The organism is Acinetobacter brisouisimilis (assembly GCF_000368265.1).
GTDB lineage: Bacteria > Pseudomonadota > Gammaproteobacteria > Pseudomonadales > Moraxellaceae > Acinetobacter.
In genome coordinates, this window is record NZ_KB851219.1 from 1,964,856 (window position 1) to 1,978,473 (window position 13,618).

12 protein-coding genes and 1 pseudogene are annotated in these 13,618 nt (G+C 43.9%); 4 read left to right on the forward strand and 9 right to left on the reverse strand.

Translation table 11 applies throughout. The features are described 5' to 3' along the window. Positions 1 to 78 precede the first annotated feature (78 nt). The gene (locus tag F975_RS12945) at positions 79 to 954 is read right to left on the reverse strand and encodes an acyl-CoA thioesterase (RefSeq protein WP_004754042.1); all 876 of its coding nucleotides are present in this window, start codon (positions 952 to 954) and stop codon (positions 79 to 81) included. Positions 955 to 1,258: 304 nt separating this feature from the next. Here F975_RS12945 and plsB point away from each other — a divergent pair, with 304 nt between their 5' ends. Continuing rightward, complete coding sequence (gene plsB / locus F975_RS12950; RefSeq protein WP_004754044.1) at positions 1,259 to 3,835, forward strand: glycerol-3-phosphate 1-O-acyltransferase PlsB; 2,577 nt, start codon at positions 1,259 to 1,261, stop codon at positions 3,833 to 3,835. A gap of 408 nt (positions 3,836 to 4,243) precedes the next feature. Here the strand turns inward: plsB and F975_RS12955 are convergent, their stop codons facing one another. After that, a complete protein-coding gene (locus F975_RS12955; RefSeq protein ID WP_004754046.1) occupies positions 4,244 to 5,059 on the reverse strand; it encodes an NAD-dependent epimerase/dehydratase family protein in 816 nt (271 codons plus the stop codon). Positions 5,060 to 5,082: 23 nt separating this feature from the next. Here F975_RS12955 and recG point away from each other — a divergent pair, with 23 nt between their 5' ends. Both recG and F975_RS12965 read left to right on the forward strand, forming a co-directional pair. Beyond that, complete coding sequence (gene recG, locus F975_RS12960; RefSeq protein ID WP_004754047.1) at positions 5,083 to 7,128, forward strand: ATP-dependent DNA helicase RecG; 2,046 nt, start codon at positions 5,083 to 5,085, stop codon at positions 7,126 to 7,128. Next, a complete protein-coding gene (locus F975_RS12965; RefSeq protein ID WP_004754049.1) occupies positions 7,115 to 7,738 on the forward strand; it encodes a ComF family protein in 624 nt (207 codons plus the stop codon). Before recG ends, F975_RS12965 begins: the two co-directional genes overlap by 14 nt. Before the next feature lie 100 nt (positions 7,739 to 7,838). Here the strand turns inward: F975_RS12965 and F975_RS12970 are convergent, their stop codons facing one another. Further along, positions 7,839 to 8,420, reverse strand: coding sequence for an LOG family protein (locus F975_RS12970; RefSeq protein ID WP_004754051.1), 582 nt, complete (start codon positions 8,418 to 8,420; stop codon positions 7,839 to 7,841). 155 nt (positions 8,421 to 8,575) lie between these two features. Here F975_RS12970 and F975_RS12975 point away from each other — a divergent pair, with 155 nt between their 5' ends. Next, positions 8,576 to 9,589, forward strand: coding sequence for a CorA family divalent cation transporter (locus F975_RS12975; RefSeq protein ID WP_004754053.1), 1,014 nt, complete (start codon positions 8,576 to 8,578; stop codon positions 9,587 to 9,589). A gap of 40 nt (positions 9,590 to 9,629) precedes the next feature. Here F975_RS12975 and F975_RS12980 read toward each other — a convergent pair whose 3' ends face one another. From F975_RS12980 to F975_RS16050, 6 genes and pseudogenes are all read right to left on the reverse strand, one after another. Further along, complete coding sequence (locus F975_RS12980) at positions 9,630 to 9,920, reverse strand: STAS domain-containing protein (protein WP_004754055.1); 291 nt, start codon at positions 9,918 to 9,920, stop codon at positions 9,630 to 9,632. Between the two features lie 12 nt (positions 9,921 to 9,932). Continuing rightward, positions 9,933 to 10,562 (reverse strand): MlaC/ttg2D family ABC transporter substrate-binding protein, encoded by a 630-nt coding sequence (locus F975_RS12985; RefSeq protein ID WP_004754056.1) that lies wholly within the window; start codon positions 10,560 to 10,562, stop codon positions 9,933 to 9,935. 22 nt (positions 10,563 to 10,584) lie between these two features. After that, positions 10,585 to 11,265 (reverse strand): outer membrane lipid asymmetry maintenance protein MlaD, encoded by a 681-nt coding sequence (mlaD, locus tag F975_RS12990; RefSeq protein ID WP_004754058.1) that lies wholly within the window; start codon positions 11,263 to 11,265, stop codon positions 10,585 to 10,587. Further along, positions 11,265 to 12,041 carry a lipid asymmetry maintenance ABC transporter permease subunit MlaE gene (mlaE, locus tag F975_RS12995; RefSeq protein ID WP_004754060.1) on the reverse strand — a complete coding sequence of 259 codons (777 nt, stop codon included), beginning with the start codon at positions 12,039 to 12,041 and terminating at the stop codon, positions 11,265 to 11,267. Before mlaE ends, mlaD begins: the two co-directional genes overlap by 1 nt. After that, positions 12,038 to 12,856, reverse strand: a complete 819-nt coding sequence (locus F975_RS13000; protein ID WP_004754062.1) for an ABC transporter ATP-binding protein — start codon at positions 12,854 to 12,856, stop codon at positions 12,038 to 12,040. Before F975_RS13000 ends, mlaE begins: the two co-directional genes overlap by 4 nt. Before the next feature lie 345 nt (positions 12,857 to 13,201). Then, a pseudogene (locus F975_RS16050) lies at positions 13,202 to 13,618 on the reverse strand (DEAD/DEAH box helicase); the annotation flags it as partial.

The window sequence follows — 13,618 nt, forward strand, 5'->3', positions numbered from 1 at the left end:
GAATCGAGTGCTATTTTAAATATGTAAATCAGGTTTAGGACAAAAGCTAAGGCAAATTTTTACCTTAGCCTGCTGATTTTATTGCGTTTCAATTTCACGTAAACGCATCAAGCCTTCTTGTACCGTGCTACAGACCAACTCACCATTTTGCCACATACGCCCAAAGTTCAGACCACGTGAGCTGGCACTGACGGTTGCTTCCATCTCATACAGTATCCAGTCATCCGCACGCAGTGGTTTATGGAAATAAATCGCATGGTCGATACTGGCACACTGCAAACTCGGCGATAGATAATTTAAGCCGTGTGGGCGTAATGCCGTGGTCATGAGGGTAAAATCTGAATAAAACGCCACAATCGACTGATGCAAGGCAATGCTGTCTTGTTCTGCCTTAATTTGCTCATGAGTACGCACATAATGTGAATAATGTGGAAGCTGTGGCTGCGGGCGAAATGGATTTTGAATGTCTTCGACGGGACGCAGCTCGACATGACGATCGCGCATAAAACTGTTACGCACATTTTCAGGCACAAATTCCAGCAAACCTTGCTTAATCTGCTTTTCATTTTGCAGAGTGTCAGGTGCAGGCACATCTGGTGCATGACGCTGATAGTTTAAGCCTTCTTCTGGTGTGGTAAACGACACCATAGCGGTAAAAATAGTGCGTCCATGCTGAATCGCACGTACCTGACGGCTAACAAAACTCTTACCGTCACGTAAACGATCCACTTCATAAATAATAGGTGCTTCGACATCTCCGCCAAACAGAAAGTAAGCATGCAACGAATGTGCAGGGCGATCGGTAGTATACGATGCTGCACGCAATGCCTGCCCCAACACCTGACCACCAAAGACGCGTTTACCAACCAGATTACGGCTCTGCCCACGATAAATATTTTCTTCAAGTTTTTCTAAACTGAGCAAATCAATTAATTCTTGGGTGAGTGTCATCATCAATTACCTAACTAAGCGGTTTTTAGGACCATAAAAATCTACTGATTATTTTGCCACAATCCCAAACAATGGCACGGGTAGAGATATAATTTAGTGAGTTTTATACAACCAAACCACAAGAAAAACCCATAAGATCAATATTTTTCTGATTTCAATGACATGAAACTACGTTTTTTCAACGTAATTTGTGCGCAAAGCCCGACATTTTGGTTAAAATTGGCGAAAGGTTCGATTTGTTCCATCTCATCACCCTTCATCCTGTTTGTTTTTATCACTTTGCCTTTGTGTTGAAGTAGGAGTTTCTATGTCCAAGAATAGTTTTGGTCAGATGTACCGTAGACTATCAAGCAAAATTATTGATCTTGTGGTGACTCCACATGTTCTTGGCGATGTTCCACCGACTTCTGCTGTATCCACAGAAAGTGGCGAAGTTGCGGCTCAACCGCAAAAGATTGTTTGCTATGTCTTGCAAAATTACTCACGCAGTAATGCGCTGGTGGTCGATAGTGAAACCCGCAGACTCAAATTACCGCCTGCATTAGAACCCTTACAATTGGGCAATACAGCGGAAAAAAGCTCGGTGTTCTTTTTACAGCAACCAGACCATAACTATTTGCTCAATGCCAGTGCGCCAACCTTACCCCCACGCCTATTGCGCATGATTGAAATGCTTGAGCAACAGCCTGAGCTGGACATTCAGTTAGTGCCTGTGACCATTTTGTGGGGGCGGTCACCAGACAAAGAAGATTCTTTATTTAAACTGCTGTTTACTGATACATGGGCCACACCAAGTACACTCAAGCAGTTGATTAATATCGGGGTGCATGGTCGCCAGTCCTTTATTGAATTTCATCCTGAACAGTCGTTACGTGAACTGGTTAACTTTGCCAAAGAGCAACGTCCGAACCTGTCACCTGCAACATATATCATTAATCAACTGAATCAATATCTTGATCGCCAACGTGAAGCCGTACTTGGCCCTGACTTGTCAGATCGTCGTAACGTGATGCAGTCTTTGGTCAAGGCACCCGATGTTCAAGAAGCCATTCGCCGTGAAAGTATTCGTGGCAAAATCAGCATGTTTGAAGCTGAGCGCCGTGCTATTGGCTATGTCAATGAAATCGTATCGGATTATTCTTATTCAACCGTACGCTTTGCCGATATGGCACTGACCCGCCTGTGGACACAGCTTTATGATGGCGTTGAGGTACACAATTTCAACACGGTACGTGAACTGGCAAAAGACTATGAAGTCGTCTATACCCCATGTCACCGTAGTCACATCGACTATTTATTGCTGTCTTATATTATTCATCGTCGTGGCTTGATGGTACCGTACATTGCTGCGGGCGATAACCTGAATCTGCCTTTTGTCGGTCAACTATTACGTGGTGGTGGTGCGTTCTTTATTCGCCGTTCTTTCCGCGGAAATGGATTATATACTACTGTATTTAAAGAATATTTATATAGTATCGTATCGCGAAATACACCACTAGAATACTTCATTGAAGGTGGGCGCTCTCGTACGGGACGTTTGCTACCGCCAAAAACAGGCATGCTTGCGATGACAGTACACAGTCATTTGCGCAGTACCAGCAACAAACCGATTGTGTTTATTCCGACATATATTGGCTATGAACGCCTCATGGAAGGTTCAACCTATATTGGCGAAATGCAGGGTAAACCAAAAGAAGCCGAGTCGCTGATTGGGATTGTCAAAACCTTGCGTAAAATCGAGCGCATTTTCGGTAAGGTACATGTTAACTTTGGAGAACCTGTATTTTTGAATGACCTGCTCAAAGCGCACAATGCTGACCAGATTCGTATTGAAAAGAATGATGAGCCAATTCCTGCTGTGGTGTCGGATGCAGTCACCAGTTCCGCTCATGCGATCTTGGAAAAAATTAACAATGCGGTGGTGATCAATCCTGTTTCACTATTGTCACTGATTTTACTGGCAAATGATAAACACACTCTCGATGAAGAACTGTTTATTAAACAGCTTGATACCTATCGTCATCTGGCAACTCGATTGCCTTACGATGCGCGCAGTGAAGTCACCTCTTTGTCAGGCAAAGAGATGATCAGTTATGGTCTGAAACTCAAATTGCTCAAACGTGTGCAACATGCACTTGGCGATATTATTACCGTAGAAGACAACCAAGCGGTATTGTTGACTTACTTCCGCAATAACGTTTTGCATGCCTTTGTCTTGCCATCACTGATTGCATCTTTGGTAGAACTCAACGGCAAAATCAGCCGCGAAGATTTAGGCAATGTGATTTGTACGCTGTATCCATTCTTAAAAGCTGAACTGTTTATGAAATGGGATGTATCGGAGCTGAATCAACCCATTCAGGCCTATACCGATGCCATGATTCAAGCGGGTCTGATCTCAAGCAATGCTCAGGGTGACTTGCATAGCCCAACACCAAATTCGGAAGCGCATAATCAATTGGTGCTGATGATGGCACCTGTCAAACAAAGTCTGGAACGTTACTACATGACTTTGGCGCTAATCACGCAACGCGGCTCAGGCAATATTTCAGCAAAACAGGTTGAAGATTTGAGTCACTTACTCGGGCAGCGTTTGTCAGTGCTATTTGAATTCAATTCACCAGAGTTCTTTGATAAGGCATTATTCCAAAGCTTCCTCAAAGTGTTGACTCAGCAAAACTATATTAAAACCAATGAACAAGGCTTCTTGGAATACGACGAAAACTTTAGTCGTGTTGCTCAGTATGCCAACTTGGTCTTGGACGATGCCACTCGTCAAATGCTGCGCCACATCACCACTTTTAGCGATGATGAGTTACAGCAAGCCTTGGCAGCGATGGCAGAGCACAATGCCAAACGCCGTTCAAAACGTAAGAAAAAATAAGCCTTCGAACTTCAAAAAACCGCATTTTTGAATTAGTGCCAGTCAGTTAGTTGACTGGCACTTTTCATTTTAAATTCATCACATTATTTGATACACGGATACGTCATCCACAATTGTTTGAGGCAGGACTAGATTAATAAATTGTTGTTTTTGCGATTTATTTTATTATTGCTTATAGTGAACGAGTTTTGTGGTGAGGAGCATTGCTCCGCAAGATGGTTTTCCTTGCGAAGCTTGGCTTCTCATTTGCCGAAACAAAAGTAGTGAGGAGCTCTAAGAATTGGACTTAAAACGATAAGATGCCATTTTAATTTTATAAGAACCAACTAAAGCATTTATTCTTCACCGCTGTAACTGCCAAATGTCAAATCTTTGAGTTCATTTTTACATCTTTTCAAATAAATTAATTCATCGTGGCTGCTGTGCCAACAACGCTGCATAATCTTGAAAACAATCGGCATGCTGCAACTGAAAACCACTCTGCTGCAAGCGTGTTGCATACAGGCGCTTACCCGAAACTTGCTCAGGCTGTTGTACGGTTAAATGCAGCAAACCCAATTGTTGCTGAAACCATGCAATCACTTCATGCAATCGAATCGGCTGAGGATTGGTAACGATATAACTTGGCTGATGTTGTTTTAACTGGGTCAGGTACGCCAAAAAACCTGCCAAATCATCCGCATGAATACGGTTACTCCAGTGGGTATTTGGATAAATTCGGGTATTCTGTGCCAACTTGCACATCCTCGCGACACTGTCTCCATAAATTCCGCTTGGACGAATGATGATACTCTGTTCAGGGTATGCTTTCTGCCAGCGCAGCTCCATTTCCCGCAGTAAATGCCCCTGCTCATCACTCGGTTGGATTAAACTATCATCATCAATACTTTCTCCCGCATTTTCGCCATAAACACGGGTAGAAGACACCACCACCACTTTTTTGACAGGATGTGAGCGTAGCGCTGCCACAATTGGCGCAACCGAATCGACATAAGTCTGCTGATAACCCTCAACACTACTCTGTTCAGGGCTAAGCAACACATACACCCAGTCAATCGGGGCGAAGGTTGATAAATCTAAATGATGAACATCTTGAACATAATGCTGGGCAAACGGATCGGTTTTCGGGCTGCGACTAATTGTGCTAATCTGGTGTCCTTGCGCAAATAGCTGTTTTGCAACGCGTTGAGATGTTTTACCATAACCAATAAATACAATATGCATGACATGACCTAAGCTGGAGGGACATGGCTTTAATTCATCAATTACAAGGCGTGGGTCAGGCAACCGCTGCACTCTTGGAAAAACTGAATCTATTCACCACCGACGATTTGCTATTTCACTTACCACGTGACTATGAAGATCGTAGCAGCATTATTGCCATGAACCAACTACAAGTTGGACGTAGCTATTTGATCGAGGGTGTGGTGCAATCCGTCGATTTTCCTGCGGGAAAACGTAAGTCCATGGCCGTGGCACTGCAAGATGATTTTGGCAAAGTCACCTTGCGTTTTTATCATATCTATAAAAACCTGACCAATACCTTACAAGTCGGCAATCGGGTTCGGGTGTTTGGCGAAATCCGTGTTGGCGCGCGCGGTTTGGAATTGTATCATCCTGAAATTCAGGCGATTCATGCACATACGCCATTACCCAAAACCCAACTGACTGCGATTTATCCCAGCACCGATGGTTTAACCCAAGCCAAACTACGAGAATATGTCAAACAGGCCTTACAACAGCATAGTGATGCTTTGCCTGAACTGATTCCTAGCCAGTTTTGCAACGGTTACGCGCTTAAAAACGCACTGTTTTATATTCATGAGCCACCTCTCAGCGCCAACATGCAACAACTGGCACAGGGTTCACATCCTGCACAACAACGCCTGATTTTTGAAGAATTGGTGGCACATCAACTGAGTTTGCTTGCACGTCGTGCCTATATTCAGCAAATCCAAGCGCCTGTTCTACCCAGCAGTAAAGTCCTTGCCAAACAGCTTTTGGCTGGACTGCCGTTTAAAATGACCAATGCACAAAAACGGGTATCTAAAGAAATCGCTGATGACCTAAAACAAAACAAGCCAATGTTACGTTTAGTACAGGGTGATGTCGGTGCAGGAAAAACACTGGTTGCAGGCATAGCAGCGTGTCATGCTCTCGAAGCCGACTGGCAAGTGGCACTAATGGCACCCACTGAAATTCTAGCAGAGCAGCATTATCTGAATTTTAAACGCTGGTTTGAGCCTTTAGGGCTGAATGTGGCATGGCTGTCAGGTAAACAAAAAGGTAAAGCGCGTAGCGCAGCCGAAGCACAGATTGCCACAGGTGCAGCACAACTGGTCATCGGAACGCATGCCCTGTTTCAGGACAATGTGAAATTTGCCAAACTCGGGTTGGTGATTATTGATGAGCAACATCGTTTCGGGGTCGATCAGCGTTTGGCTTTGCGTAACAAAGGCGATGCCCTATACACACCACATCAACTGGTGATGACCGCTACCCCGATTCCCCGTACACTGGCGATGAGCGCCTACGGTGACTTAGACACCTCGATTATTGACGAACTACCTTCTGGGCGCACCCCGATTCAAACCGTTGCCATTCCAATCGACCGCCGTGAAGAAGTGCTGCAACGCATTGCCAACAACTGTGCCGAAGGTAAACAAGCCTACTGGGTCTGTACCGTGGTTGAACAGTCGGAAACTCTCGATGCCCAAGCAGCTGAAGCGACCTATCTGGAAATTCAGCAACGTTTTCCTGAACTGAAAATTGGTTTGGTGCATGGCAAAATGAAAGCCGATGACAAGCAGCGCGTGATGCAGCAGTTCAAAGATAACCAACTGCAACTGTTGATTGCCACGACAGTGATTGAAGTCGGGGTCGATGTACCCAATGCTAGCTTGATGATCATTGAAAATGCAGAACGACTGGGTTTATCGCAATTACATCAGTTACGCGGGCGGGTTGGACGTGGCGCTTTAGCCAGTTTTTGTGTGTTACTTTATAAAACCCCGCTATCAAAAAACGGACATGAACGCCTGTCGATTTTGAGGGAAAGTAATGATGGGTTTGTCATTGCGGAAAAAGATCTGGAGCTACGCGGGCCTGGTGAAATGCTTGGAACCAAACAAACAGGTGATCTGGGTTTTCGAGTTGCCAAACTGGAGCGCGATGATCATTTGCTCAATCAAGCCCATGATGTAGCGCAGCAAATCATGCAAAAGTATCCGCAACTGGTTGAACCCCTGCTAAAACGCTGGCTACCTGAGGCACCGCGCTATGCTTATGTCTAAATTGTCTCGGCTATTGCAACCTGTGTTGAGCTGTAGCCTGTGCCAAAGTGATCGGGCGACCCAAACTTCTGTGTGTCAGGATTGCTGGCAACAGTTGCCATGGCTCAAACAGCATATTCATCGCCAAGAAATGCAAATTCAGGTCGCAGCTTATTATCAATACCCGCTTGATCGGATGATTCAACAGTTCAAATACGAACAGCAACTGCATTATCTGCCGTTATTTAATCATATGTTGAATCAGCTTAAATTTCCCAAAGTTCAAGCGATTGTTCCCATGCCTATTTCACAGCAACGTTTGATCGAACGGGGATATAATCAGGCCTTGCTTTTGGCAGAGCATTTAGCCAAACGACTGAATGTCCCAATCTGGCAACCCATTCTACGGCAAGATCAACAACATCAGAAAGGTTTGAACCGGCTGGAACGACTCAGCAATATTGAACAGCAGTTCGTGATTCAAGTCCCCAGTAAAGTACGTTACCGCCGCGTGCTGATTGTGGATGATGTCATCACGACGGGTAGCTCAATTCAGGCATTGCATACAAAATTACAGCAACTCGGTTGCCAGCAGATTTATGCAGTTTGCCTCGCAAACCCCAAAGCTTAACGAAACATGGCACCAAGCTGATCAACATTTGGGGTGGCAGCAACTGGATAAATGGATCATGACGAGTCTATTCAAGTAGATGACAAGTCATAGCAAGCCGTTATGCTACGCTTTCATTCATTCCCCATTTTGGCTGTGGTGGCTGATACTGTTCAAACTGGGTCAATAAAGTTTCAATCTGATCCGAAATTAACAAGGTATCGGCAAAGCGAGAATGGGTAAAACCTTGTCTGACCGTCGCTTGGATCATGGATAGTAACGGATCGTAAAATCCCATCACATTTAAAAATGCACACGGTTTTAAATGAATTCCTAACTGAGCCCACGTCCATTGTTCAAAAATTTCTTCCAGTGTACCCGCACCTCCAGGTAAGGCAATAAACCCATCGGCAAGCTCAGACATTTTTGTTTTACGCTCATGCATGTTGCGGACCACATACAATTCGGTTAAATGCGGGTGCGCCAATTCGCGATTTACCAGCACCTCAGGAATCACACCAATGACTTTTCCACCTGCTTGCAAAGCACTATCAGCAACAACCCCCATTAACCCAGAATGCCCACCACCATAAACCAAAGTTTTACCTTGTTGGGCAATTTTTTGCCCAACCTGTTGCGCAGTTTCTACAAAAATTGAATCTTTACCTGCTTTAGAGCCACAAAAGATTGCGATTGAATTCATAAAATTGACCTACTATTGATCTGTCATGTATTAAAAATAAACTAAAGCGAATTTTTTTTAGCAAAATAACGAACTGATCAGTGTTTTTCCGCAATTCCTTGTCTAAAATACACCCACCGTTTTACCCCCGACCTATCCAAGGGAGAAAGACACCGATGCTTGAAGCTTTTTACGCAACAGAGCGTGGGAGTCTCGAAGATGCGACCATTAATGGTGGATTCGACTTACACCCAGAATTAGTATGGATTGATCTGATTGCACCTTCACAAGAGGAGCAACAATGGGTTATTGATGCCTATGAACAGAATCTGCCTACACTCAAATCGCTTGAAGATATTTCCTCATCTGCTCGATTCTATCGCGATGATGATGGAATTTTACATATCAGTACTTATTTTTTAACGAAAAATAAAAACTATCAGGTCGATAATGAAAGTGATGAGCATGATCATATGCTGGCAACGGTACAAACTGTTGCATTTATCTTAAATAAACAGCGCCTGCTTACGCTTCGTGGTGAGAAACTGGTGTCGTTTCGTGCATTTCGTGCTCGCGCGCGCCGCAACGATTACGAAGTAGACTATAAAGACCCTGTCTGGATTTTACTGGGATTATTCGAAGCCAAGCTTGATGAGCTTGCTGATATCTTGGAAGATATTCATAAAGATCTAGAAAAATATTCAACCGAAGTTCTCAATAACCACCACCGCGAACAAGTGCTTGACCTTGATGACATGGTCACTCGTTTGGCACAACAAGAAGACATGCTCGGAAAAGCGCAACTGTGTTTGATCGATTTACGCCGTATTCTCAGTTTTCTGTCTCGCCCACGCGCTTTAGGTAGCCATATTTATGATGGTGAAATTCGGGAGATGAGTGAAGATGTGCGTTCCTTGGTTGAACATACAGCGTTCTTATTCCAGAAAGTACGTTTCTTACTCGATACCACATCAGGCTTCATTAACTCAGAACAAAGCGATACGATTCGTCGTTTCTCGATTTTACCTAGTTTACTCACAGCACCGATGCTGGTCACCAGTCTCTATGGGATGAATACGACTGTTCTACCATTTGCGCATGGAGATTTCAGCTTTACTGCTGTCTCTATCATTATCGTTGCATCATTTATTCTTCCAACTGCTTATTTCCGCTGGAAAAAATGGATATAAAAAAAGCATCCGATCTGGATGCTTTTTTATATTGCATGCTTTAACTCAACAAAATCAGATCATCCTGTAAATGGCAGGCTTCAATAATCTTGAGCATTTTGACTGGAACTGCCTGAAAATGTAGTCCCTTTTGTTCTGGCGTCTGGCGTAACCACTGTACCAAAACTGCCAGCGCAAGTGTATTACCAAGCTGTAACCCTTCCAGATTCACCACCACAGGAAAATGTGCTTGCTGGCGAATTAGCGCCAGACCTTTCTGGTAAATTTCGGCTGCATTCTCAAAATTAATCGTGCCTGACAGGCATAATTGCTGATGTTTAAGCTCAATCACAATGCACCTATCTTATTTTTTCACCGCAGCATCAGCATCTGGTTTAAAGGTCGCAATCGCTTTATCGATGTTGCCACCATTACGTTTTACAGTTGCTGCAAACTGGTTGCGGAATTGTAAGCCCAAATCAATCCCAGCCACATTAATATTACGGATTTTCCATTGGCTATTATTATCAGTCAACTGGAATGATACAGGGGTTTTTTGCCCTTGGTTAACAAAGTCAATGGTGACCACAGGGAATGCACCACCTGTAGGTTTATAAGGGCGTAGACTATAACTTTGATTGCTATATTTTGCTAAAGCCGAGCCATAGTTTTGAACTAGACTTTGACGCAAATTATGTTCAAATGCTGCACGTTGCTGTGCGGTACTGTTTTGTGGTGCAGCATAAGTTCCCATTACGATACGGGTGAATGACTGCGCATCAACATATGGGTCAAGGTTTTGTTTCACAATTGCATTGACAGATGCTGGGTTGCTTTGCAATTTGGCATGGTCTGCTTTTAAACGGCTAATCAAAGCATCTGCAACGCGTTTTACAAATACTGGCGGTGCTTCAGCAGGTGCTGCAAACGCAGTTCCTGCAATCACGCTAGATAAGATGCTTGCTGTAAGGGTTTGTTTAAATAAAGTATTCAACGTCTTACTCCTCTAAATTCTGCTATTGGGTGAATGAAGTCTGTGGATCAGCTGTTTGGCTCGGTTCAGAGGCCGTTTTAGTCTCTGCGGCTGTACCTGTAGATGACTTACCAGACATGCCTGTAATGAACTTACCAATCAAGTCTTCAAGATCCATCGTCCCTTGGGTATTGCTAATCACACCGCCACGCTTGATATAATTCAAACCACCACCTGGTACAATCTTGAGGTATTTTTCCCCAAGCAGACCATTGGTTGCCACCATAATGTAAGCATCTTGGTCAATATTGGTGATGGACTTCATGTTACTCAACAGTTGCTGTTCCATTACTTTTTGTTTCGTAGCATTTGCATGTTGATAGTCATCACTATAGTGCAGTTCTTCTAGAGCATTTTGTTCTACAGTCTGTAATTGAGTCGGATTAAAAGTCGTTTTATTACCATCCAGCTCAAACGTCACTTTGGCAAGGCGCGTTACAGGGTCAAGGTCAATATATTCGACACGCCCTACGGTCACACCACTCATCGTTACCTTAGCGCGCTCTTTCAGACCATTGACATTGTCAAATGTGGCGGTCATTTCATAACTTTTACTTAAAGTACTGCCTGACAAACCACTTACTTTCATTGCCAAGAAAAACAATGCCAAGCCGAATAGAATAACAAGTACACCTACGGCCAGCTCACTTGAACGGGACTTCATTACACTCCTCCAAACATGACCGCAGTCAACACAAAGTCACAACCTAAAATACACAAAGATGAATACACCACTGTACGCGTTGTTGCGGTGGAAATACCCTCTGATGTTGGCTCACAAAAATATCCCTGATATACAGCAATCCATGTACAGATCACGGCAAATACCACACTTTTAATGATGCCGTTGACAATATCATGTTGAAATTCTACTGAGTTTTGCATGCCGCTCCAGAAAGAGCCTTCATCTACACCCAGAAAATCTACGCCCACCATTTTTCCGCCAAAAATCCCGATTGCAGCAAAAATAACGGTCAGCATCGGTAAACTGACAATCCCAGCCCACAGGCGTGGTGACACAATACGTTTGAGTGGATCCACCCCGATCATTTCCATACTCGACAACTGCTCGGTGGCTTTCATCAAGCCAATTTCAGCGGTCAATGCAGAACCTGCTCGCCCTGCAAACAGCAAAGCTGCAACCACAGGGGCAAGCTCGCGCAGCAAGGTCAATGCCACCATCGTACCCAGCATGGTTTCACTACCGACATTCACCAGAATATTGTAGCCTTGTAAACCCAAGACCAAACCGATAAACAAGCCAGATACAGAAATAATCAATAAGGACATCACCCCGACACGGTACATTTGATAAACAAATAAACGTATCCCGAGTCGGGTTGGCATTGAACAAATAATTTGGAGCAACATCAATGTTGCCACACCAATTCCATGTACACGTTCAATCACGCGTCGACCCAATAAGGCTATAGCATTCATGAACTTACCTCTTGGCTTAAATATGCCTGATGGCTAAACTGGAAATCGACAGGGCCTTCAGCCTGCCCATTTAAAAATTGTTGTACAAATGCAGAAGGATGTTGGCGTAGCTCTTGTGGCGTACCCTCCCCCTGAATGATGCCTTCGGCAACAATATAGATATAATCTGCAATCGACATGGTTTCATCGACATCATGCGAGACAATAATCGTTGTCAAATCCAGTGCTTCACGCAATGAACGAATCAGGCGAGTCAGAACACCCTTTACAATTGGGTCTTGCCCAGCGAAAGGCTCATCGTACATGATGAGTTCAGGATCAAGTGCAATGGCGCGAGCTAATGCTACACGACGGTTCATCCCACCAGATAGCTCAGAAGGCATCAACTGTTCAGCACCGCGTAAACCAACCGACTCCAATTTCAGCGCCACCAGCTCAGCAATCAGATTTTCTGGCAGTTTAGTATGTGCACGAAGTGGAAAAGCAACATTTTCATACACAGTCATGTCGGTAAATAATGCACCACTTTGAAATAGCATTCCCATACGCGCACGTGCAGCAAACAACTCATGACGCGACATTTCTGACAAATCTTTGCCATCGAGCAGGACACAACCTTGATCGGGAGTCAACTGCCCACCAATCAGACGTAATAAAGTTGTCTTACCTGTACCTGAAGGTCCCATAATGGCAGTAATTTGCCCACGGCGAATACAAAGATTGACATTGTCATAAATGACGCGCTCGCCTCGCTTAAAGCTCAGATTCTTGATATCAATCAATGAATCCTCTGGCACAGCTACTGTATTTTTCATAATGGACCAAATTCCTGCTTGATTTTCACAGCAAGTGAACTCTTCATAGGATAGAAGATTTTTAAAATTTACCTATAGATTTTACGTGACGTAGCTTACCATTTTCGCAACGGAAAAAGTTGAAGATTTTATCAATGGACGAGATAAATCGTGTAAAAAAGGTATATTTTTGTCTGTATCATATAGGTAATTAATTCAATCAAATAAGACATAAGTAAATTATTAATATAATTATTTTCATAAAGAATAATCTATTTTTTAATACTTTCTTCAATCTTTAAAAAATAACTTTCAGTAAAAAAGCCAGTTAGAAAACTGGCTTTTTACAATAAATTCTAACGAAAATTAGTCGTTAAATTTACGGCGACGCTCACCATCTTCACGACGAGGACGGTCTGCGTTGAACTCGCGGCGTGGACGTTCTTCACCACCAAAAGTACGTTTTGGACGATCATCGAAAGAACGCTGTGGACGATCACCGAAACCACCTTCACGACGTGGAGCTGGACGATCACCGAAATCACGACGCGGACGATCAGCACCATCACGAGCTGGCTTGTAATCTACACGGTTACCACGGTTGTCATCATTAGAACGCGGTTTGTCACCAAAGCTACGTTGTGGACGATCACCGAAACCACCTTCACGACGTGGAGCTGGACGATCACCGAAATCACGTTTTGGACGGTCATCAAACGAACGTTGTGGACGGTCGCCAAAACCACCTTCACGACGTGGAGCTGGACGATCACCGAAATCACG

Bases quoted from the DNA above. Each gene is read 5' to 3' on its own strand.
- F975_RS12945 (WP_004754042.1), bottom strand. From the start codon at position 954: ATGATGACACTCACCCAAGAATTAATTGATTTGCTCAGTTTAGAAAAA.
- plsB (WP_004754044.1), top strand. From the start codon at position 1,259: ATGTCCAAGAATAGTTTTGGTCAGATGTACCGTAGACTATCAAGCAAA.
- F975_RS12955 (WP_004754046.1), bottom strand. From the start codon at position 5,059: ATGCATATTGTATTTATTGGTTATGGTAAAACATCTCAACGCGTTGCA.
- recG (WP_004754047.1), top strand. From the start codon at position 5,083: ATGGCTTTAATTCATCAATTACAAGGCGTGGGTCAGGCAACCGCTGCA.
- F975_RS12965 (WP_004754049.1), top strand. From the start codon at position 7,115: ATGCTTATGTCTAAATTGTCTCGGCTATTGCAACCTGTGTTGAGCTGT.
- F975_RS12970 (WP_004754051.1), bottom strand. From the start codon at position 8,420: ATGAATTCAATCGCAATCTTTTGTGGCTCTAAAGCAGGTAAAGATTCA.
- F975_RS12975 (WP_004754053.1), top strand. From the start codon at position 8,576: ATGCTTGAAGCTTTTTACGCAACAGAGCGTGGGAGTCTCGAAGATGCG.
- mlaD (WP_004754058.1), bottom strand. From the start codon at position 11,265: ATGAAGTCCCGTTCAAGTGAGCTGGCCGTAGGTGTACTTGTTATTCTA.
- mlaE (WP_004754060.1), bottom strand. From the start codon at position 12,041: ATGAATGCTATAGCCTTATTGGGTCGACGCGTGATTGAACGTGTACAT.
- F975_RS13000 (WP_004754062.1), bottom strand. From the start codon at position 12,856: ATGAAAAATACAGTAGCTGTGCCAGAGGATTCATTGATTGATATCAAG.